The organism is Nocardia sp. NPDC050412 (assembly GCF_044458825.1).
Lineage (GTDB): Bacteria > Actinomycetota > Actinomycetes > Mycobacteriales > Mycobacteriaceae > Nocardia.
On the sequence record NZ_JBITIJ010000002.1, the window covers coordinates 68,542 to 89,797 of the forward strand.

A 21,256-nucleotide genomic window follows, 5' to 3' on the forward strand; every position below is an offset into this window, starting at 1 on the left:
ATTGCTGTCGATACTCGCATCGGACCGGAGGATGGTTCACCAAGTGCCGGGATTGAGCAGGCCGCTCTATCAGATGAAGGCCGACTTCTTCAAAACACTCGGACATCCAGTGCGGATCCGGGTGTTGGAGTTGCTCAGTGAGCGCGAGCATGCGGTGTCGGAGATGCTGCCCGAGGTCGGGGTCGAGGCGGCGAACCTGTCGCAGCAGTTGTCCGTCCTACGCCGCGCCGGGTTGGTGACGGCGCGGCGTGAGGGCCTTTCCGTGACGTACGCGCTGACATCGCCGCGGGTCAAAGAACTGCTGGTCGCGGCTCGTGCCATTCTGACCGGGGTGGTCGCCGGTCAGGCCGAATTACTGGAGAACCCGACTGAGAGCGCGCCGACCGGCGTACACACCTGATCCGAAGTCAGCGCGAACTCGATGGCTAACCCGTGACCGCTGATTGCATATTTTCTAAACTAGATACCTAGATAGTTTCCGAGGAGAGTCACGTGACCGATCGCTCCGCGTCCACCACCCTGGCCCCGCAGGCCCCGACTCGGCATCCGGGCATCATCGCCTGGGTGCAGGAGATCGCCGAGCTGACCGCGCCGGATCGCATCATGTGGTGCGACGGTTCGCGGCAGGAATGGGACCGCCTGACCGCGGAGCTGGTCGACAAGGGCACCTTCGTGCGCCTCGATCGCAAGCCGAATTCGTTCTGGTGCGCGTCGGATCCCGAGGACGTCGCGCGGGTGGAAGACCGCACCTTCATCTGCTCGCAGGAGCAGTCGGATGCGGGCCCGACGAACAATTGGGTGGACCCTGTCGACATGCGCACGGTGATGACCGAACACTACCGCGGCGCGATGTCCGGCCGGACCATGTATGTAATCGCCTACTGCATGGGTCCTTTGGCTGCGGAGGAACCGAAATACGGTGTGCAGATCACGGATTCGGCGTATGTCGCGGCCTCGATGCAGATCATGACCCGCTCCGGCGAGCCGGTGTGGAAATCCCTCTCCGAAGACGCCGAATTCGTCAGATGCCTGCACTCCGTCGGTGCACCGCTGACGCCGGGCCAGCCGGATGTGCCATGGCCGTGCGATAAGACGAAGTACATTGCGCACTTCCCGGAATCGCGCACCGTCTGGAGCTACGGCTCGGGCTACGGCGGCAATGCGCTGCTGGGCAAGAAGTGCTTCGCGCTGCGGATCGCCTCGGTGCTCGGTCGCGATGAGGGGTGGCTCGCTGAGCATATGCTGATCCTGAAACTCACCTCGCCACAAGACAAGACGCACTACATCGCGGCAGCGTTCCCGTCCTCGTGCGGTAAGACCAATCTCGCGATGCTCGAACCGGCGCTGCCCGGCTGGAAGGCCGAAACCGTCGGCGACGATATCGCCTGGATGCGGTTCGGTGCGGACGGTCGCCTGTACGCGGTGAACCCGGAGGCCGGATTCTTCGGCGTCGCACCGGGAACCGGTGTCAAGACCAACCCCAATGCGATCGCCACCATCGATGGTGGCAACTCGATCTTCACCAATACCGCGCTGACCGACGACCGTGACGTGTGGTGGGAGGGCGCGACCGACCAGCCGCCCGCGCACCTCACCGACTGGCGTGGCAAGAGCTGGACACCCGAGTCGGGTACCCCTGCGGCACATCCGAATTCGCGTTATTGCACCCCGATCGAGCAGTGTCCGTCGGTGGCCCCGGAGTGGAACGACCCTACGGGCGTGCCGATTTCGGCGATCTTCTTCGGCGGGCGCCGCGCCAACACGGTGCCGCTGATCGCCGAATCCTTCGACTGGGCCCACGGTGTATTCGTCGCGTCGACGTTGTCGTCGGAGACCACCGCGGCGGCGACGGGCAAGGTCGGTGTGGTCCGACGTGATCCGATGGCGATGCTGCCGTTCCTCGGCTACCACGTCGGGGACTATTTCGCGCACTGGCTGGCGCTCGGCGCTGGCGCGGATGCCACGAAACTGCCGAAGATCTTCCAGGTCAACTGGTTCCGGCGAACCGCCGACGGCAAATTCCTGTGGCCGGGATTCGGTGATAACGCACGGGTGTTGAAGTGGGCGCTGGAACGCATCGAAGGTAGCATCGAGGCGCAATGGACTCCGATCGGTCATGTGCCGACCGCCGACTCGCTCGACCTCACCGGCCTCGACGAGGACTACCGGGGGCTGATCGGTTCGGCGTTGGCGGTCGATACCGAGGAATGGGTGGCCGAGACACGGTTGATCGATGAGTGGTACGCCACCATCGGAGGCAACCGCCTTCCCGAGGTATTACGCGAGCAACTGGCCGCGCTGAAGCTACGCCTACTCGGCAACCGCTGACCGTGCGGGCGCTGCTGCCGACCTGGTCGGAATGGCGACCCGCGTTCCGCGCGCCCGGCGCGGACCTGTTGGCGGGGTTGATCGTGGCGTTGGTGGCTTTGCCGCTGGCACTGGGCTTCGGCATCAGCTCCGGGCTCGGTGCGGCGGCCGGTCTGGCCACGGCCATCGTCGCCGGCGCACTGGCCGCGGTATTCGGCGGTTCGCGCTTCCAAGTGTCGGGACCGACCGGCGCGATGACCGTCGTGCTGGTTCCGATCGTGCATCAGCACGGGGCGAGCGGGGTACTGACCGTGGGGCTGATGGCGGGCCTCGTCCTGGTTGTGCTCGCAGTGGCCGGTGTGGGACGCGCGGTCCGGTATATGCCTGCTCCCGTGCTCGAGGGGTTCACGGCGGGTATCGCGGTTGTTATTGCCCTGCAACAGTTTCCGGCTGCCCTGAGGATTACGCACGCCGAGGGCGACAAGGTGTGGCAGTCGGCCCTCGACGCGGTCTGTCGTTTCATCGAGGACCCGAGTGTGGTGACCCCGGTGACCGCGCTGGTGGTGGCCGCGGTCGTGCTGACCGGCGGTCGCTATCTGCCGAAACTGCCGTTCGCGCTGGTCGCGGTGGCCGCGGCCACCGTGACTGCCGAGCTGTTCGATTTGGATCTCGCGCGGATCGGGACCATTCCGCCCGGATTGCCCGCGCCGTCGGTCGGATTCGTGCACTTCGATCAGCTCGGGTCGTTGCTCGCGCCCGCGTTGGCGGTGGCCGCGCTGGCCGCACTGGAGTCGCTGTTGTCGGCGACTGCGGCCGACTCCATGTGCGTCGGTACCAGGCACAACCCGGATCGCGAACTGTTCGGGCAGGGTCTGGCGAATATCGCGGCGCCACTGTTCGGTGGTGTGCCCGCGACCGGTGCCATTGCCCGCACCGCCGTTAATGTCCGCTCTGGCGGCCGTACTCGGCTGGCCGCGCTGACGCACGCGGCATTGCTCGCCGCGATCATCTACCTTGCCGCGCCACTGGTCGCCGATATCCCGCTGGCCGCGCTTGCCGGTGTGCTGCTGGCGACCACGGTGCGGATGGTGGAGACGGCCTCGCTGCTGGCGATAGCCCGTGCGTCGCGCGGTGACGCGATCATCATGGCGCTCACCTTCGGGGTCACTGTGGCACTCGACCTGGTCACGGCCGTCGCGGTTGGTGTCGCGTTCGCGATCGTGCTCGCCTTGCGTTCGGTTGCGCGCGAGGCGCGGCTCGAGCAGGTGCCGCTCGATGAAAACGACTACTTCGCCGAGGAACACGAGTTGCTGCGCGAGCACATTGTCGCCTATCGCATCGACGGTCCGCTGTTCTTCGCGGCCGCGCATCGCTTTTTGTTGGAGCTGGCCGAGGTCGCCGATGTCAAGGTGGTGATCCTGCGCATGTCGAAGGTGACGGCGCTGGATACGACGGGTGCGTTGGTGCTCAAAGACGCCATCGCCAAACTCGAGCACCGCCATATCAAGGTGCTGCTTTCCGGCCTGCGTGCCGACCACCGGCGGCGACTGACCGCCATCGGTGCGCTCCCTGCCGATAGCGAGCACAGCCTCTTCGCCAACACTCGCGAGGCGATTGATCATGCCCGCCGCTACATGCCGGTTGCCAAAGACTTCAGTGCCGGGCAGTCTGGGGCGAATACCCGCACCCACAGGTGATTACGGGGCAGCGCGGTCCTCGGCAATGTTCGGATGGAAAATGCGTTCGGCCGCGTTGCGCAGGGTGGTGCTGCTGTCCGGATCCTCGACATGCAGCGCGAAGACCAACTCGCCGGTATTCGCGAGCAGCCAGCCCTGCCCGCCAGCGGTGGTGACATATCCGCCGCCGCCGATCAGGGCGCGGAGCTGGTCGACCACCGCGGCGGGCAGCGGGCTCGACTCGGCGGAAGTTGCGGGGCGGCCGATTTCGATCATGGGTGGGGTGATGTGTCCATTGGCGATGGCGGCGGTGAAGATCGCCATACCGTAGGGGCTGGCCTGGATCTCGCTCGCCCGGCCGCCGCGTCGGACCTCTTCGGTGCCCGGAGTCGGGATTCGCGAACTCACCTTGTCCAGACCCGTCAGCTCGAAGTCGACGCCGAGTCCGAGCATGCGGGCGGCCTGGCCGATCTCGTCGAGGGATACGTTCTGTGGCGGTTTGTGCGCGATGGTGGCCGCGGCCGTACGCAGTAGTTCAGTCGTGCCGCCGATCGGGGCGAGCCCGGCGAAGGCCACCGGTTCGTTCGTGCTGGCCGCATTGTTCTCGGCCGCGGCGACAATGGCTCCGGTCGCGGGGCGGATCGCGACGACGGCCGCCGGATTCCCCAGATAATTGACCGCATCCTGGGCGGCGCGTTGCCAGTACGGATCCAGGGTGGCGGGCACATCCGGCGCCGGTGTGCCCTGCTGTCCCGCGATATTGGCGACCGGAAGTCCGTCGGGGCCGGATAGCTGAACCGCCCAGCCCGCAGTTCTGTCCCGATTCTGCTGCCACACCGTGCGCAGCGCGTCGAGCATGGGGGATTGGATGCGGCGGTCGGCGGAGATCAGCCGTGGCTGCGGCTGCACCACCACCCCGGGAATCGGCGTGATGTCCGGTTCGAGAACCGCGAAGTCGTCCTGCCGCAGATTCACAGCGACGACCGGTTGACCTTTGGCAGCGGCGAGTTGCGCGCGCAAGGACTCTCCGGTGATAAGCGGGGCGACCGGTGCGATGGCCTTCGCCAGCGCGTCGGTGGTGGCGATCAGATCGGTGATGCGCGCGGGATCGAGCCGGACCACAGCGATGATCTGCTCGCTCATCAACGTTTGTCCGAGACTGTCCTTCACCACGGGCGGCGGCGTTGGGTAGGCCTTTACCAGGTGGACCTTGCGGGTGTTGTCCAGTTGCGGCATAGCGATCGTGGGTTCCCAGGAGATGCGCCAGCCGGTCGCCAACTTTCGTACCGTGCCCTGCGCGTCATATGTCCAGCTTCGATCGGGTCCGAATGTCCACGCGCCCTGCAGGGCGAAGATGCCCTCCCCGGTATCCAATGCGATGAATTGCGACAGACGGAAGTCCGGAGCACCGGGGCCGAGCCCTTCGAATATCTGTCGCAGCGATGCGGCGGCATTGACTGGTTGGGAGGTCAATTTCGCGGCGTTATCCGCATCCCGCTTGTTCAGCAGCGCGGTGAACTCTTCGACCGCGACCCTCGCGTCATCGGGATACTCCTCGAACGAACAGGCACAGCCGCTCAGTGCCACTGCGAGAATCAGTGCGCCGAGTGCGGCCGACCAACGTGCGCGACTCATGTGCGGCCCGACGCCATGACCCGGGGAAATGCTCATCGGGATCCTCGATTCTCGAGTTCAACCGCGATTGATGGTCGTCAGCATCCGCAGGCGCAGCGCAATGGACTTCGAGGCTAGCCCGCGCATTCGGCAGTCATCCATTCGATAAATCGGATAGCCGCCGAATTGCGATGGACTCGAGATGTGGCCTTATGTTGGCTCCCCGCAACAAAGTTCGAGCCGACCGGGGGACCTCGGCCGATGGTCGAGGTCCCCGTCCGATCACGCCTGCGGCGGTGGGCTGAAGACGCCGAAGTCGTTTCCGGAGGTGTCGCGGATGTGCGCGAAGACGAGACCGTCCTTGCCGGTGACCGGTGGGACCGACACCTTTCCGCCCAGCTTTTCGGCGGCTGTGACCGTGGCCGCCACATCCTGTACGAGTACGAAGAAGGTCGCGTGATTGGCCGAGGCGTCGGGGGTGTGCGAGATCCCGCCGCTGGGTGCCTCGCTCGCGGGGTAGCTGACCAAGTCGTAGCCGTCGGCATTCGGGTCCGCGGCGAAGCTCCAGCCGAACAGTTCGCCGTAGAACTTCTCGACCTCTTGCGGTTTATCGCTGCCGACCTGGAACCAGGCCACCGTATTGAAAGGGGGAGTGCTCACCGTGTCTTCTCCTCGCGATCGGGTATCTGTGCCTTGCCCGATCACGATCACCTGGCGCGGCGACAACCCCCTGTCGGTGTTTACCGCTGATTTCGTATCACAGCGCGACGGTGCGCAGTTCGAGGTCTTTCGGTATATCGGTTGGGGTGAGCGGGCGCGGCGACATCGGTGTATCGGTTATGGTCACCGCGCGGATGCGATCCAGCCGGAAGCACCGCGACTCCGCACGCAACCGGCACCACGCGATGAGATACCAGCCGTGCGATCCATTGAGGAATGCCGTCGGCTCGACCTCCCGCTCGCTGACCGCGCCGAAGCGGTCCGAATAGCTGATGCGCAGCACCCGTCCCGTCTCGATCGACTGGCCGATGACCGACGGAATCGCTGGGACGGGTTGCGCATCAACCGGGTCCAGTAGTCGAACGCGCGCCGCGAGGTCGCGGGCGGCGGCCGCATTGCGCTCCGACATCACTCCCAGAATCTTGCGCAATGCGCTGCGCCCGGCTTGATCGAAGGGTGTCGCCTCGCGGCGTGCCAAGGCCACGGCGAGTGCGACCGCCTCGGCCGCCGTGAAGTTGAGCGGCGGCAGCGACATGCTCTTCTCCAACGCGTACCCACCGCGCCTGCCGACATCCGCGTAGATCGGAATGCTCGCCTGCTGTAATGCCGCGATATCGCGTTCGATCGTCCGAACGCTCACTTCATAACGCTGCGCCAACTCTCGCGCGGTCCGCATCCGCGGCGCCACCGCGCGCAACTCCTCGACGATCGCATACAGCCGATCCGTACGGTTCACGCCGCCACGCTAGCGTCGACCACCGACAGCCACCGCGAACCGAATTGCCCTGGCGGAATTCGGGTATCGGCTGAGGGTGTCGCATAGCCAGTGAACGCCTCGCACGGTGGCCTGTGCGCGGGGGATCACTGGGTATGCGACCGCTCGTGTCAGCGGCCGGGGGAGACCAGCCTCGGTTCGTGTAGGTCGAAGTATTCGACTTCGCCCATGAGTTGGCTTTCCTCCTCGAACAGGGCGCGTAGATCGTCTGGAATCTCCAGCTTTTCGTGGGCGCGGGCCTCGGCTTCGGAGGTGAAGTAGACGGCCTCGACGTAACCGTCGCTGCCATATGTCGCCAAGGTGCCGCCGAGAATTTCGGGGCGCAGTTCGTGGATGCGCTCGGTGCCTTCGGCGAGCAGTTCGCGCATGCGCCGTGGATTGCGGGTGTGGCCCTCCATGACCTGGACGAACCCGGCCTGATCCGAGCCACCGCCCAGCCACTGTGTCACCTCGGGGCAATCCATGAACTGCACCGGTCCGTCGAAGCACTGCTCGGTCTCGGCCCACCACTTGCCCTGCTCCGGACGCTGGTTGTTGCGCCGCGCCGCTTCTTCGGATTCGAACCTCGCCAATGCGATGAACGTCCCGTCATTGCACAACCCGCTCGTCGTCCCGAGATAGCCGACGGCTCCCGGCTGCAAATCCTCGATCCACCGATCCATACACCGACGCAGCCGATCGGCGTCGGCAACCTTTCCTTGAATAACTTGGATGAACATCGAGTCCTCCTAGTGCGGAGGGGATCACTCCGCTCTATAGCGAGGCTGACGCGTCGTGGTCCACCGAGGATGCTCGGACCGCTCGGCCCGCGAACGCGGCCACCGCACAGCTAATGGTTCGCCGTGGTGCAGCCATACGCAAGACCGGTGCGAATCAGCGTGCTCAGGCGCAGTTGGTCAGGAAGGTTTCGACCAACTGATTGACGACCTCCGGGATCTCGGCGGCGGCAAGGTGCGCGGCATCCTCGATAACCGCCAGCTCCGCGCCGGGAATCGACCGAGCCATGGTTTCGAGTTCGGGCACCGGAAAGGTGCGATCTTCGCGGCCGCCGACGACCAGCGTGCGGCAGGTGATCGCGGCGAAGCGGTCGCGTTGATCCGGTCGCTCGATCACTACGGATCGGACGGCGTGCGCAACCGATTTCGGGTCATTGCGGCGGGCGGTTTCCAGGACCCGGCGCACGACATCGGGACGCGTGGCTTCGGTGGTCGGTCCAAGGAAGGCGCGCACTACCGAACGGGTGATCGGCGGGCGGATGCCACGCAGGATTCGGATGAGGACCAGCAGCGCCGCGTACTGCAGTCGCTGGCCGGTCGGGGCCGGTGAGGCCGTGCCGTTCATCAAGATGGCGGATCGGACGCGGTCGGGAAATTCGGCGGCGAAGGTGCCGCCGATCATCGCGCCCCAGGAGTTTCCGATGAAGTGTGTCCGTGGCAGTTCGAGGTGGTCGAGGATGTCGACCACACAGCCCGCGCAGTCGTCGAAGGTGAAGCCGCGGGTGAGTGGAGTGGATTTTCCGTGGCCGGGTGGGTCCACCGCAATGGTCTGGTAGTTCTCGGCGAAGTGGGCGACCTGAGCGTCCCAGAGAGCGGCGTCCATCAGCAGGCTCGGCCACATCATGAGCGGATCGCCGTGCCCGGTTGTGACGACGTGCAGGGTGCCGAGCCGAGTCGGGATGTATAGATCAGTGCTGTCCATGGGTTCCTTCAGCGGAGGGCGAGGGCGAGAAAGAAGTCGACGCGGTCTTCGAGGCGGGACAGATCGCGGCCCGTGAGTTCTTCGATGCGTTGGATACGGTAGCGCAAGGTATTCACGTGAACATGAAGTAGCTCAGCGCATTTGGTCCACGAGCCGGAGACCTGGAGGAAGGTTTCCAAGGTGTGCACGAGATCGGCGCGGTTTTCCTGGTCGTAGCTGCTCAACGGGTCGAGCAGGCGCAGGCGGAACATACGCCGGACTTCGTCGGGAACGCTGGCCAGCAGGAGCATATGGGTGGCCAGTTCGTCGTGGCCGACGACGCTGGTGGGGGCGGGGCGGTCGGCGGCCAGGCGGCGGGCGTAGCGGGCTTCTTCGACAGCACCGCGCAGGCCTTCGCCGTCGACGATGCCGCTGACCCCGATCGATAGGTGAGCGCCGTGTAGTCCGGGCTCCAAAGCGGTTACCGCGCGGTGGATTTCGCTGATTGCCGTGCCGTCCGCGGGAATCAGAGCGATGGCTTCGCCATCAACTACACCTGCGGCAGGCCTTTTGCCGTAGAGGATTTCGCGCAGTAGAACGCGTAATTCCCCGGGGCGCAAGGCATCTGCGCCAGCTGCGACCGCGATATAGGTTTCCGCCGGACCGAGACCGGTCAGTTCCAGGCGGGAAATGATCTCGGCGGGTTTGGCATCGGAGACGATCAGTTCGATGAGTTCTTGGGCGAGCCGGCCCTCGGCGCTCTGGCGATCGTCGAGTCGGGCGCGCTCGAGCGACACCACGGCGGCGAGTTCGCCGGTCAGGGCGCGACGTTCCTCCGGCCAGTCCTTGAAGTCGCCTTCGAAGACCAGCAACCAGTCGGCGGCGCGGGAGGTGCTGTGCTCGTCGACGGCGAACAGCGAGTAGCGCGCCTTGTTCTGGACCAGCACGTGGGGGAGGCGGCGGGCATTCAGGAAGGCGGCCGTGGCCTCGACCGGCGGGGGTGCGGCGGGTCCGGCCACCACTCGTCCGGTGGACGCGACGACCCAGCAGCGCATGCCGAGATCGCGTTCGATCAGCTCCAGCACCGAGCCAAGTCCGGTACCCGAGACGAGCTGGCGGTGGCGGTCGAGGATGGCGGTCAGATCGGCGGCGCGTCCGGTGGACAGATTGCGGGTCAATGTCTCGGTGACCTGGGCGAATGCGATGTCCTCCCGGACACGGAACAGCGGTATCCGATGCCGCTGACAGGCCTCGACGACATCGGGCGGCGCGCCACCGTAACGGGCGTCGCCGGCGGCGAGTCCGGCGACGCCGGCCTGGGCCAGCGCCCGCACGAAGGTTTCGCTGTCCGCTGGGGCAAGCCGCCACTGCAGCCCGGTCAGTACCAGTTCGCCGCCGGAGAGGTAACGACTCGGATCGAGCATGTCGGTGGTCACTACCCAGCGCACGAAGCGGTCGAGCTCTTCTTCGCCGGTGACGAGCTCGAGACCGAGATCCATGGTCAGAAGTGATCTAAGTCGCACAGTTGCCGAGGCTAACAGCCCAGCTCGTGCCCACCCGGCGACGCTTTGGATATTCACACAAACGAGCCCGTGTGAACTGTCCCACACTTCGGATTTCTGGTTCCTAGCAGCGCGGATGTGCGGCGGGTGTACTTACTCCCAGCACATAACAAGCTCGATGGGAGATCGGATGTCCGGTGAGATCGGATGGCTCAACTCGCTGCCTCCGGACCAGGCCGAGGCGGAACTGCTGACCTGCTGCGCCTCACACGTCTGGGCACGGAAGGTGGCGGCGCACCGGCCCTATGTGGACAGCACGAGCCTGATGGCCGCCGCGGTCGCCGGGGTAGGTGAGCTGAGTTGGCCCGATATCGAGGAGGCGCTTTCCACGCATCCACGCATCGGCGACCGGGCGAAGGCGGGCACACACGAGCGCGAGGCGAAATGGTCCGCCGGTGAGCAGTCCGGCACGGCGAGCGCCGACCAGCAGACACTCGATGACATCGCCGCCGGCAACCTGGCCTATGAGCAGCGGTTCGGACACGTCTTCCTGATCCGCGCCGCAGGCCGCTGCGCCGAGCAGATCCGCGCCGAACTGCGCAGGCGCTTGGCGAATACCGCCGAAGGTGAACGCATCACGACCCAACGCGAACTCGCCGATATCACCCGGCTGCGACTCCGAAAGCTGTTGGAGGACAGGTGAGTCTGTCCACCCATGTGCTGGATGCGGCGAGCGGTCGTCCGGCGGCGGGGCTGCCGGTGCGGCTCGAGAAGGCGGACGGCACCGTGCTCGCCGAGCGCCGCACCGACGACGACGGGCGCATCAAGGATTTGCCCGCACCCGAATTCGGTATCCACCGTTTGATTTTCGAAACCGGTGACCTCAGTCCGTTCTACCCGACGGTGACCATCGACTTCCGCGTCACCGACCCAGCCGAGCACTACCACGTGCCACTGCTGCTCAGTCCCTATTCCTACTCGACCTACCGAGGTAGCTGAACCATGTCGATCAAGCTCGGGCCGAATAGATACGGCAAAGCGGAAAACCGGGTCGTCCGGGTGCGGAAAACCGGTGGTGTCCACGAGATCCGGGATCTGAACGTCGGTGTGGCGTTATCCGGTGATATGGACGAGGTCCACCTGACCGGTGACAACGCGACGGTCCTGCCGACCGACACCCAGAAGAACACGGTATTCGCCTTCGCCAAGGAATACGGCATCACCTCGCCGGAAGCGTTCGGTCTTTTGCTGGCACGGCATTTCGTAGATTCCCAGCCGCCCATCCACCACGCGCGCGTCTCCCTACAGGAGTACGCCTGGGAGCGCATCGTGGTCGGACCCGGCGACAAGCAGTATTCGTTCGTACGCTCCGGCCAGGAGACGCGCACCTCGCGGGTGCATTACGACGGCGAAAATGCCTGGGTGGTTTCGGGTTTGACGGGTCTGGTGGTACTCAACTCCACCGGTTCGGAATTCCACGGCTACATCAAGGACAAGTACACGACGCTGCAGGAGGCCTACGACCGCGTACTGGCCACCGAGGTCAATGCGCAGTGGCGTTTCGCGACTGAGCCCGGAGACTGGGACAAGGCCTATCGCGAGGTTCGCGGTGCGCTGCTCGAGGCATTCGCCGACACCTACAGCTACTCGCTGCAGCAGACGCTCTATGCCATGGGCGACCGTGTGATCAGCGCGGTCCCGGAGGTCTGCGAGGTCCGGCTGTCGCTGCCCAATAGGCACCACTTCGTCGTGGATCTGTCCGGATTCGGACTGGAGAACGACAACGAGGTGTTCTTCGCCGCCGACCGCCCCTACGGCCTGATCGAGGGCACTGTACTCACCGAGGACGCTCCCGCGCCCGGACCGGCTTGGGAGTGACGATGGATTTCCTACAACCCGATACCTGGGCCGAGGCGCTGGAGCTGAAGGCTGCCAATCCGGAGGCCGAACCCATCCAGGGCGGCACCGATGTCATGGTCGAGATGAACTTCGACCACGGCCGGCCCGCGGCACTGCTCGATCTCAACCGCTGTCGCGATCTGTTCGATTACTCGACCGAGCCCGACGGCTGGATCCGAATCGGCGCGGGTGTCCCGTATGTGCGCATCATCAACCGGCTCAACCAGCAGCTGCCCGGCCTGGCGCAGGCCTCGCGCACGGTCGGTTCGCCGCAGATCCGCAATCGCGGCACCGTCGGCGGCAATCTCGGCGGTGCCTCCCCTGCCGGTGACGCCCACCCCGCACTGCTGGCGGGCAATGCGGTGATCGAGGTGGAGTCGACCGCGCGCGGCACTCGCCTGATCCCGATCGATGACTTCTACGTGTGGGTGAAGCAGAACGCCCTGGAGCCCGACGAGCTGATCCGCGCCATCCGGATCGCGCCCGCGACCGGGCCCCAGTACTTTTCCAAGGTCGGCACGCGCAATGCCATGGTCATCGCGGTCTGCGCATTCTCGATCGCATTGCACCCCGATACCCGCACGGTCGGAACCGGCATCGGATCCGCCGGACCGACGCCGCTGCGCGCGACACCGGCCGAGCAGCTCCTCGCCGATGCGCTGGACTGGGATGACCCGGCCTTGTTGCCATTCGAGCTCGTCCGGGAATTCGGTGAGCTGGTCTCGGCCGCCGCCAAGCCGATTGATGACGTTCGAGGCACCGCGGAATACCGCAAACACGCTCTGACGGTGCTGGCCCGCCGCACCCTGTCCTGGGCGTGGACGGACTACCTAGCAGAAAGAAGGAGGGCAGCCTGATGCGTGTGACCTTCGACGTGAACGGCTCGCAAGAGACCGTCGATGATGTGTGGGAAGGCGAGAGCCTCCTATATATGCTGCGCGAGCGCATGGGCCTGCCCGGCTCCAAGAACGCCTGTGAGCAAGGTGAATGTGGTTCGTGCACAGTCTATTTGGACGGCACTCCGGTGTGTTCCTGCCTGGTTGCCGCAGGCCAGGTGCAGGATCGCTCGGTGCGCACCGTCGAGGGCCTGGCCAACGGCGCGAGACTGGATCCGATGCAGGAGGCTTTCGTCGAGGCCGGTGCGGTTCAATGCGGTTTCTGCACACCGGGTCTCATCGTGCAGGCGCACGATCTCATAGAACGCAATCCCGATCCCTCCGATGTGGAGATCCGCGAGGCGCTCGCCGGAAATCTCTGCCGCTGCACGGGATACGAGAAGATCCTCGACGCGGTGCGCCTGGCCGCGGCACGTAAGGCGGGCCAATGAGTACAGCATCGTGTAGCGATTCCGTGCGGGGTGGCGGTCGGCAGACTGTCATCGAGAACGCCTATATCGCGCCGGTCGTCGGTGTCGAGATCGCGTCCGGATACGTAGTCATCTCCGATGGCCGCATCGAAGCCCTCGGCGCGGGACCGGCACCGATCGTCCCGGGTGCCGAAAAGATCGACGGTACAGGCTGTTTGGTGACACCGGGCCTGGTCAACACCCACCACCATCTCTACCAGTGGGCGAGCCAGGGCCTGTTCCAGGATTCAACGCTGTTCGAATGGCTGACCGGTCTCTATCGCACCTGGGCGCGCATGGACGCCGACGTCGTCTACGGCGCCGCCGCCGCCGGGCTGGGTTGGCTGGCACTGACCGGCTGCACCACCAGCAGCGACCACCACTACATCTTCCCGAAGGGGCGCGGCGATCTCTTCGAGGCCGAGGTACGCGCGGCGAGTGAGATCGGCCTGCGCTTCCACCCGTGCCGCGGTTCCATGGACCGCGGGCAGAAGGACGGTGGTCTGCCGCCGGACGAGGTGGTCGAGAGCCGCGACGAAATCCTATCGCACACTGCGGAAGTCATCGATAAGTACCACGATCCGTCGTTCGACTCGATGCTGCGGGTCGCCGTCGCACCGTGCTCGCCGTTCTCGGTGAGCGAGGGTCTGATGATCGATTCCGCGACGCTGGCGCGCGCCAAAGGTGTTCGGCTGCATACCCATCTCGCCGAAACGCTCGACGAGGAAGAGCACTGCATCGAACAGATGGGCTGCACGCCGGTCGAATACATGGAAAAGCTGGGCTGGCTCGGCGAGGACGTCTGGTTCGCGCACGCGGTGCATCTGCACGATGCCGATATCCGGCGTTTCGCCGAAACCGGCAGCGGCTCGGCACATTGTCCCAGCTCCAACGCCCGACTCGGTGCGGGTATCGCCCGCGTCAGCGATCTGGTGGCCGCCGGTGCGCCGGTCGGTCTCGGCGTGGACGGCGCGGCGTCGAGTGAGCTGACCTCCATGGCGGGCGAAATGCGTCAGGCCATGCTGTTCCAGCGCGCGGTCAACGGCCCGACCGCTTTCACCGCGCGCCAGGCGCTCGAGATCGGCACCTTGGGCGGCGCCCGTAATCTCGGCCGCCACAACGAGATCGGGAGTATCGAACCCGACAAGCTCGCCGACCTCGCCATCTGGCGGGTCGACGGTTTCCGCTCGGCGATCGAGGATCCGGTCTGCTCCTTGGTTTTCGGACCGACACCGCCACTGGCCCGGCTGTTCGTCGGCGGGCGCACCGTCGTGCAGAACGACGAATTGCGCACCGTCGCACAGGATGTCGTCGGCGGGGCTGGTGTCGCGGCCCGGCAACGGCTAATGCGACAGGAGGCATGATGACTGTCCCACGGATGACTCGCTTTCCGAAAGAGGTTGCCGCACCCGGTAAGGGCGGCATCGGCGAGAGCCCGCTGCGCCCCGATGGCACACTGAAGGTCAAAGGCGAGTTCGCTTATGCCTCCGATCTCTGGATGGACGGCATGCTCTGGGGTGCGACGCTGCGCAGCCCGCATCCGCGCGGGATCATCCGCAGTATCAATATCGCGCCAGCACTGGTCATGACCGGTGTGCACGCCGTACTCACCCATGAGGATGTGCCCGGCCGCAAGATGTACGGCCTCGACCACACCTGGGACCAGCCGGTCCTCGCCATCGGCGAGGTGCGCCACCAGGGTGAGCCCATCGCCCTGGTCGCCGCCGACCACCCCGAGATCGCTCGGCGCGCCCTCGACGCCATCGAAATCGACTGGGAGGTATTGGAGCCCATCACCGATCCGATGGCGGTGCTCTCCGCCCCGAAACGGCTCGCGGTGCAGGAGCGCGGCGGTATCGCCCGGCATCAGCCGGTGCGAGTCGGCGATATCACCGTGGGCCGCGCACTGGCCACCGTGGTGATCACCGAGGAATTCGAGGTCGGCATTCAGGACCAGGCATTCCTCGGCCCCGAATCCGGCCTGGTGATTCCGGCGGAAGACGGCGGGCTCGACTTCTACGTCGCCACGCAGTGGATGCACAATGATCTGTCCCAGATCGGGCCTTGCCTCGGCCTCGCCGACGACCAGATCCGCATGACCATGGCCGGTGTCGGCGGAGCCTTCGGTGGCCGCGAGGACCTGTCCATGCAGATCCACGCGGGCATGCTGGCCATGCACACCGGCAAGCCCGTCAAGATGATGTACAACCGCGAGGAGTCGTTCTTCGGGCACGTGCACCGGCACCCGGCGAAGATGCTCTACGAATATGGTGCCAATAATGACGGAAAGCTCACCTACGCAAAGGTTCTCATCGTCCTCGACGGTGGCGCGTACACCTCGGCGACGCTGAATGTCACCGGTAACGCGTCCTCGCTCGCGGTGGGGCCGTATGAGATTCCGCATATCGAGATCGACGCGTACGGCGTCTACACCAATAACCCGCCGTGCGGTGCGATGCGCGGATTCGGTGCGGTGCAGGCCTGTTTCGCACACGAGTCGATGATGGACAAGGTCGCCGAGGCGCTGGATCTCGATCCGGTGCACGTGCGCCAGATCAATGCGGTGTCGCAGGGTTCGAAGCTGGCGACCGGTCAGGTGCTGCACGCGCCGACGCCGATGGCCGAAATGCTCGGGCAGCTGCGGGACATGCCGATGCCCCCCGAGCTGGACGCCTCGGATATCCGGAACCTGCCCGGCGGCGCATCGCAGACGACGCACGGCGAAGGTGTGGTGCGTGGTGTCGGTTACGGCGTCGGCATCAAGAACATCTGCTTCTCCGAGGCCTTCGACGACTACTCGACGGCTCGGGTGCGGCTGGAAGTCATTGCCGGAGAACCGGTTGCGCTGGTGCACACCGCGGCCGCCGAGGTCGGTCAGGGACTGGTGACGGTCGAGGCGCAGATCGCGCGCACCGAACTCGGTATCGAGCGGGTCACCATTCACCCGGCTGACAACCAGGTCGGCGACTCGGGTTCGTCGTCCGCCTCCCGGCAGACCTATATGACCGGTGGCGCGGTGAAGGCGGCTTGTGAAGCCGTGCGCCAGCGCGTACTCGCCTTGGCCCAGGCCGAGTTCGGCGCCTCGTCGGGACTGCGACTGGTCGGCGGCAAGGTGGTTTCGCGCACGGGGGAGGTGCTCGCGGCGATCGTCGATGTCCTGGATGAGGGGGTTATCGAAGAGACCCGCGAGTACCACCACCGGCCGACGACGGGCATGGATTCCGTTACGGGACAAGGCAATAGCCACACCCAGCTGGCTCTCTGCGTACACCGCGCGGTGGTGGACGTGGATACAGACCTCGGCCTGGTCAAGGTCGTCTCCCTGGACGCGGTCCAGGACGTTGGCAAGATCATGAACCGCCTGTCCCTGGAGGGCCAGATCCACGGCGGCTCCGTACAGGGGCTCGGGCTGGCGGTCATGGAGGAAATCCAGGTAAAAGGCGGTAAGGTGCGCAATCCGTCCTTCACCGACTATCTGATCCCGACGATTCTCGATACGCCGTCACAGCGGCTGGAGATTCTCGAAAATGCCGATCCGCACGCCCCCTACGGGCTGCGCGGCGCCGGAGAGCCGCCCACGCTCTCCTCTACCCCCGCGATCACCGCGGCGATCCGTGACGCCTGCCGATCGCGGGGTGGAAACGTGCACATCAACCGAGTGCCGGTGCGACCGGAAGACATCATCCGGAGCAGTTGATCAACAGGGGCAGCCGGTTCCAGTGGACCGGACAGACTCCACAACAGCAGTACCCGAACCATGCGGTCCGGCCGGTCCGAAAGGACAGCGGCCGGACCGTAGGTCGGCTACGCCCCGAGGAGGGCACGCCAATGACCCAGATTCAGACCAAGCCCAGCACACCAGAGCCGGTAGCAGGAAGGTCTGCGCTCGACCGGTACTTCCGGCTGAGCGAACGCCGAACCACCGTCTCCCGTGAAATCCGTGGCGGTGTCACCACTTTCGTCGCCATGGCCTACGTCATCCTCTTGGTGCCGTTGATTCTCGGCGGCGTCGCGGATGTCAACGGTGACAAGCTGAGCATCGCCCAACTCACCACGGCCACTGCGTTTTCCGCGGGACTCAGCACCATTCTGATGGGCGTCGCGGGCAATGTGCCGCTGGCGCTCGCCGCCGGGCTCGGTGTGGTCCCGGTGGTCGCCTTCCAGGCGGCACCGCATATGACTTGGCCGCAGACCATGGGTTTGGTCGTGCTGATGGGCGTGATCATCGTGGTGCTGGCCGCGACCGGACTGCGGACGATGATCATCAATGCCATCCCGCTCGGTCTCAAGAATGCGATCGGCGTCGGGATCGGCATGTTCATCGCGATGATCGGACTGGTCTCGGCCGGGGTGGTCGGGCATGGCGCGCAGACCGGTCCGCCGGTCACCCTCGGCGCCGATGGTCATCTATCCGGTTGGCCCGTAGTGGTTTTCGCGGTCGGGCTGCTGGTGATGCTGGCGCTGTTCATCCGCAAGGTGCCCGGTGCGATTCTGATCAGCATCGCCATCTCGACGGTGCTCGCCATTATCGTCAACGCACTGGCGAAGATCGACCCGCAGACCTGGGGGCCGGTAGTGCCGGAGCAGCCGAAGGGATTCTTCGCCGCACCCGATTTCGGGTTGGCCCTGAATATCGACATCTTCGGCGGATTCGCCGAGGCGGGCGGGCTGGTCGCGGGGGTCGTGCTGTTCACCCTGGTGCTGACCGGGTTCTTCGACGCCATGGGCACAGTTTTCGGCGTCTGCGACGAGGCCGGACTGCTCGATGAGCAGGGCACCATGCCGGGCATCGGCAAGGTGCTGACCATCGACGGCATCTCCCAGGTCATCGGCGGCATCAGCGGTGGCGCCGGGAACACCGTGTACGTCGAATCCGCGACGGGTGTCGGTGAGGGCGCCCGCACCGGACTGACCAGCGTGGTGACCGGTGGACTGTTCTGCCTCGCAGTATTTTTCACCCCCCTGGCGGCTGTGGTGCCGATCCAGGCCGCCGCACCGGCGCTGGTGATCGTCGGTGCGCTGATGATGACCCAGGCCCGCAAGATCGATTGGAACGATCTCGAGGTGGCGGTGCCCGCCTTCCTGACCATCGTGCTGATGCCGTTCACCTACTCCATCACCAACGGTGTCGGCGCGGGCCTGATCACGTACGTGGTGATCAAGCTGGCCCGCGGCAAATTCCGTGAAATCCATTGGCTGATCGGGGTGGTGAGCCTGGTGTTCGCCGGTTACTTCGGCATCTCGGCCATCGAACTACTCCTGGGCGGATAGCACCATGCGCGACCTCACGGCAGAACTGCGGAAATGGCATGCGGTGCGGAAGGATTACGCCGTGGCCACCGTCATCGGCGTCACGGGAAGTGCCCCTCGGCCGCCCGGCGCGGCGCTGGCGGTCGACGCCGACGGCAATGTCATCGGAAGCATTTCCGGTGGCTGTGTCGAGGGGGCGGTCTACGAACTCTGCCGTGCGGTCCTGCGCACCGGACAACCGGTGCGCGAAATCTTCGGATACAGCGACGATGACGCCTTCGCGGTCGGACTGACCTGCGGAGGCGAACTCGAGGTCTTCGTCCAGCGGATCACCGCGGTCGAACGTGTCGCCATCGAGGCGATCCTGCGCACCGACGAGGCGGTGACACTGGTAAGGGATCTGAAAACCGGTGCGGCCATGGCGATCGGGTCCTGGTGGACCGTCGGCGCCGCCTTCGACGAGGTAGTCGTGGCCGAGGCCATCGCGATGCTCGATACCGGCGCCACCGGTGTGCGCGAGATCGGCTGTGGTGCAGGCGAAGCCGCCGTCTTCGTGGAATCGTATGTACCGCCGCCGCGCATGATCGTCTTCGGCGCAATAGATTTCGCGGCCGCCGTAACCAGGATCGGCCGCTTTCTCGGATATCACGTCACCGTCTGCGATGCCCGCCCGGTATTCGCCACGCGCGCGCGTTTTCCGGACGCCGACGAGATCGTCGTGCAGTGGCCGGACCGGTATCTCGCACGCACACAGGTTGATTCGCGCACGGTGCTGTGTGTGCTCACCCATGATGCCAAATTCGATATTCCGTTATTAGAGGTTGCGCTGCGGCTGCCGGTGGCCTACGTGGGCGCGATGGGGTCCCGTCGCACCCACGGGGACCGCATGGCCGGGCTGCGGGCCGCCGGTATGACGGAATCGCAACTGGCCCGATTGCATTCACCGATCGGGCTGGATCTCGGCGCGCGGACCGCGGAGGAGACGGCGGTATCCATCGCCGCCGAGATCGTCGCGGTGCGCCGCGGCGGCTCGGCCCAACCGCTGACCGCCACCGGCGGACCGATCCACCGGGACCTGCTTCCGGTCTGGTGAGCCGCGCACGCCGCCGTACACCCGGTACGCGGGGCGCGCGCGGTTTCGGCACCGAGTCTGCGGCTGGAGCATCCTACGAAATCGACTTCGGGATATCCGATCGGCTTCGGGCTAATCGCCGCTATTCCGACACTGCGGTCGGCCCACATAATTGACGAAATTGCGAACAAAGGATTCACCGAATGCCGTTGATATTTCTGAATGGCTCCGCCATGCGCGGCGGACCGCTCAATCATCTGCTCGACGGCGCGCCTTTCGCCGGTGCAGCGAAAACGGCGCCGCGCTACCGTTTCTATTCGGTCGGCGATCGGTTCCCGGGCCTGGATCCCGTCGCCGACGGCGGCGATTCGATCTCCGGTGAACTCTTCGACATCTCCATGGAAGTGCTGCGACGGCGGCTGCTGCCTGCCGAACCACCCGAACTCGAACTCGGCGCGATCGAACTCGCCGACGGCCGTTCGGTGTTGTCGATGCTGCTGCGCCGCGCGCCGACCTCGTATCCGGAGTTGATCGATATCACCGCCATCGGCAGCTGGCAGCAATACCGTCAAGGAGCTGAATGAATAATCAGGCCGGGGGCGTCGCCTTCCCGAAATTCGATGTCAATTGTTCGATCCTGTTCACCGATCTCCCGTTGCTGGAACGCCCCGCCGCGGCAAAGCAGGCCGGATTCGACGCAGTCGAATTCTGGTGGCCGTTCGGCGAGGATCCGACGCCGGGCGATAAGGAGATCGATGTGTTCGTGCGCGCGATCCACGATGCCGGTGTGGAATTGGTCGGTCTGAACTTCATCGACCTGATCCCGCTGGGCGGGCGTGGTCTGGTCTCGGTTCCGAGTGAGGTCACCCGGTTCCGGGACAATATCGATGTCGCCGTCGGTATCGCCGAGGAGACCGGCTGCCGCGCGCTGAATGCCCTCTACGGCAATCGCGTCGGGGGCGAGAGCCCGCAGAAGCAGGACGAACTCGCACTGGAGAACTTGAGCCTGGCCGCGCAGGCGGCCGATGCGATCGGCGCAACCGTTCTGCTGGAGGCACTGAATGCCTTTGAGTCGCCGCACTATCCGATAGTGAGTGCCGCACACGCCGGGCAGGTCATCGAGCAGACCGGTGAACCCAATGTGCGGTTCCTTTGCGACCTGTACCACCTAGCCCGCATGGGCGAGGGCCTGCACTCCGTGATCCGCACGCATGCGGCGCAGCTGGGCCACGTCCAGATCGCCGACAATCCGGGCCGCGGCCGTCCCGGCACCGGCGAACTCGATTTCGCCGCGCTCTTCGAAACCCTGGCCGAGATCGGCTACGACGGCTGGATCGGCCTCGAATACAAAGACCCCGAGCTGGATTGGAAGTGGATGGCATGAGCGAGCGTAGCGAGCGAATCAAAGACACAGCGCCC

At 65.4% G+C, this 21,256-nt stretch carries 20 protein-coding genes; 14 read left to right on the top strand and 6 right to left on the bottom strand.

Features of this window, described 5'->3' with window-relative positions; translation table 11 throughout:
- Positions 1-31 precede the first annotated feature (31 nt).
- From ACIBI6_RS04450 to ACIBI6_RS04460, 3 genes are all read left to right on the top strand, one after another.
- On the top strand, positions 32-400 hold the full coding sequence (locus ACIBI6_RS04450; RefSeq protein WP_364354643.1) for a metalloregulator ArsR/SmtB family transcription factor: 369 nt from the start codon (positions 32-34) through the stop codon (positions 398-400).
- A 92-nt stretch (positions 401-492) separates the two neighbouring features.
- Positions 493-2,328 (top strand): phosphoenolpyruvate carboxykinase (GTP), encoded by a 1,836-nt coding sequence (locus ACIBI6_RS04455; RefSeq protein ID WP_396955300.1) that lies wholly within the window; start codon positions 493-495, stop codon positions 2,326-2,328.
- Between the two features lie 2 nt (positions 2,329-2,330).
- A complete protein-coding gene (locus tag ACIBI6_RS04460) occupies positions 2,331-4,004 on the top strand; it encodes a SulP family inorganic anion transporter (protein ID WP_364354649.1) in 1,674 nt (557 codons plus the stop codon).
- On the opposite strand, the gene ACIBI6_RS04465 is transcribed toward ACIBI6_RS04460, so the two are convergent.
- The 6 genes from ACIBI6_RS04465 to ACIBI6_RS04490 form a co-directional block, all read right to left on the bottom strand.
- On the bottom strand, positions 4,005-5,654 hold the full coding sequence (locus ACIBI6_RS04465) for an NTF2-like N-terminal transpeptidase domain-containing protein (protein WP_364354652.1): 1,650 nt from the start codon (positions 5,652-5,654) through the stop codon (positions 4,005-4,007).
- Between the two features lie 225 nt (positions 5,655-5,879).
- Complete coding sequence (locus ACIBI6_RS04470) at positions 5,880-6,257, bottom strand: VOC family protein (RefSeq protein WP_364354655.1); 378 nt, start codon at positions 6,255-6,257, stop codon at positions 5,880-5,882.
- A 97-nt stretch (positions 6,258-6,354) separates the two neighbouring features.
- Positions 6,355-7,053 (bottom strand): WYL domain-containing protein, encoded by a 699-nt coding sequence (locus ACIBI6_RS04475; protein ID WP_364354658.1) that lies wholly within the window; start codon positions 7,051-7,053, stop codon positions 6,355-6,357.
- A gap of 149 nt (positions 7,054-7,202) precedes the next feature.
- On the bottom strand, positions 7,203-7,811 hold the full coding sequence (locus ACIBI6_RS04480; protein WP_364354661.1) for a hypothetical protein: 609 nt from the start codon (positions 7,809-7,811) through the stop codon (positions 7,203-7,205).
- A 163-nt stretch (positions 7,812-7,974) separates the two neighbouring features.
- Positions 7,975-8,790 (bottom strand): alpha/beta fold hydrolase, encoded by an 816-nt coding sequence (locus ACIBI6_RS04485; RefSeq protein ID WP_396955301.1) that lies wholly within the window; start codon positions 8,788-8,790, stop codon positions 7,975-7,977.
- An 8-nt stretch (positions 8,791-8,798) separates the two neighbouring features.
- Positions 8,799-10,268: a PucR family transcriptional regulator gene (locus ACIBI6_RS04490; RefSeq protein ID WP_396955302.1), complete on the bottom strand. Its 1,470-nt coding sequence runs from the start codon at positions 10,266-10,268 to the stop codon at positions 8,799-8,801.
- Between the two features lie 193 nt (positions 10,269-10,461).
- Here ACIBI6_RS04490 and uraD point away from each other — a divergent pair, with 193 nt between their 5' ends.
- From uraD to ACIBI6_RS04545, 11 genes are all read left to right on the top strand, one after another.
- Positions 10,462-10,974 (top strand): 2-oxo-4-hydroxy-4-carboxy-5-ureidoimidazoline decarboxylase, encoded by a 513-nt coding sequence (uraD, locus tag ACIBI6_RS04495; RefSeq protein ID WP_364354670.1) that lies wholly within the window; start codon positions 10,462-10,464, stop codon positions 10,972-10,974.
- Positions 10,971-11,270, top strand: a complete 300-nt coding sequence (uraH, locus tag ACIBI6_RS04500; RefSeq protein WP_364354673.1) for a hydroxyisourate hydrolase — start codon at positions 10,971-10,973, stop codon at positions 11,268-11,270. The genes uraD and uraH overlap by 4 nt, the downstream gene beginning before the upstream one ends.
- A 3-nt stretch (positions 11,271-11,273) precedes the next feature.
- Positions 11,274-12,149, top strand: a complete 876-nt coding sequence (gene pucL, locus ACIBI6_RS04505; protein ID WP_364354676.1) for a factor-independent urate hydroxylase — start codon at positions 11,274-11,276, stop codon at positions 12,147-12,149.
- 2 nt (positions 12,150-12,151) lie between these two features.
- A complete protein-coding gene (locus ACIBI6_RS04510) occupies positions 12,152-13,027 on the top strand; it encodes an FAD binding domain-containing protein (protein WP_364354679.1) in 876 nt (291 codons plus the stop codon).
- Positions 13,027-13,497 (top strand): (2Fe-2S)-binding protein, encoded by a 471-nt coding sequence (locus ACIBI6_RS04515; RefSeq protein ID WP_364354682.1) that lies wholly within the window; start codon positions 13,027-13,029, stop codon positions 13,495-13,497. Before ACIBI6_RS04510 ends, ACIBI6_RS04515 begins: the two co-directional genes overlap by 1 nt.
- A complete protein-coding gene (locus ACIBI6_RS04520; RefSeq protein WP_396955303.1) occupies positions 13,494-14,879 on the top strand; it encodes an 8-oxoguanine deaminase in 1,386 nt (461 codons plus the stop codon). The genes ACIBI6_RS04515 and ACIBI6_RS04520 overlap by 4 nt, the downstream gene beginning before the upstream one ends.
- A 14-nt stretch (positions 14,880-14,893) precedes the next feature.
- The gene (locus ACIBI6_RS04525) at positions 14,894-17,212 is read left to right on the top strand and encodes a xanthine dehydrogenase family protein molybdopterin-binding subunit (RefSeq protein ID WP_396955304.1); all 2,319 of its coding nucleotides are present in this window, start codon (positions 14,894-14,896) and stop codon (positions 17,210-17,212) included.
- Between the two features lie 131 nt (positions 17,213-17,343).
- Entirely contained in the window at positions 17,344-18,786 is a 1,443-nt protein-coding gene (locus tag ACIBI6_RS04530; protein WP_396955305.1) for an NCS2 family permease, read from the top strand.
- Between the two features lie 4 nt (positions 18,787-18,790).
- Positions 18,791-19,858 carry an XdhC family protein gene (locus ACIBI6_RS04535; RefSeq protein WP_396955306.1) on the top strand — a complete coding sequence of 356 codons (1,068 nt, stop codon included), beginning with the start codon at positions 18,791-18,793 and terminating at the stop codon, positions 19,856-19,858.
- A gap of 182 nt (positions 19,859-20,040) precedes the next feature.
- A complete protein-coding gene (locus tag ACIBI6_RS04540; RefSeq protein WP_364354697.1) occupies positions 20,041-20,421 on the top strand; it encodes a gamma-glutamylcyclotransferase in 381 nt (126 codons plus the stop codon).
- The gene (locus ACIBI6_RS04545; RefSeq protein WP_396955307.1) at positions 20,418-21,221 is read left to right on the top strand and encodes a hydroxypyruvate isomerase family protein; all 804 of its coding nucleotides are present in this window, start codon (positions 20,418-20,420) and stop codon (positions 21,219-21,221) included. Before ACIBI6_RS04540 ends, ACIBI6_RS04545 begins: the two co-directional genes overlap by 4 nt.
- Positions 21,222-21,256 lie beyond the last annotated feature (35 nt).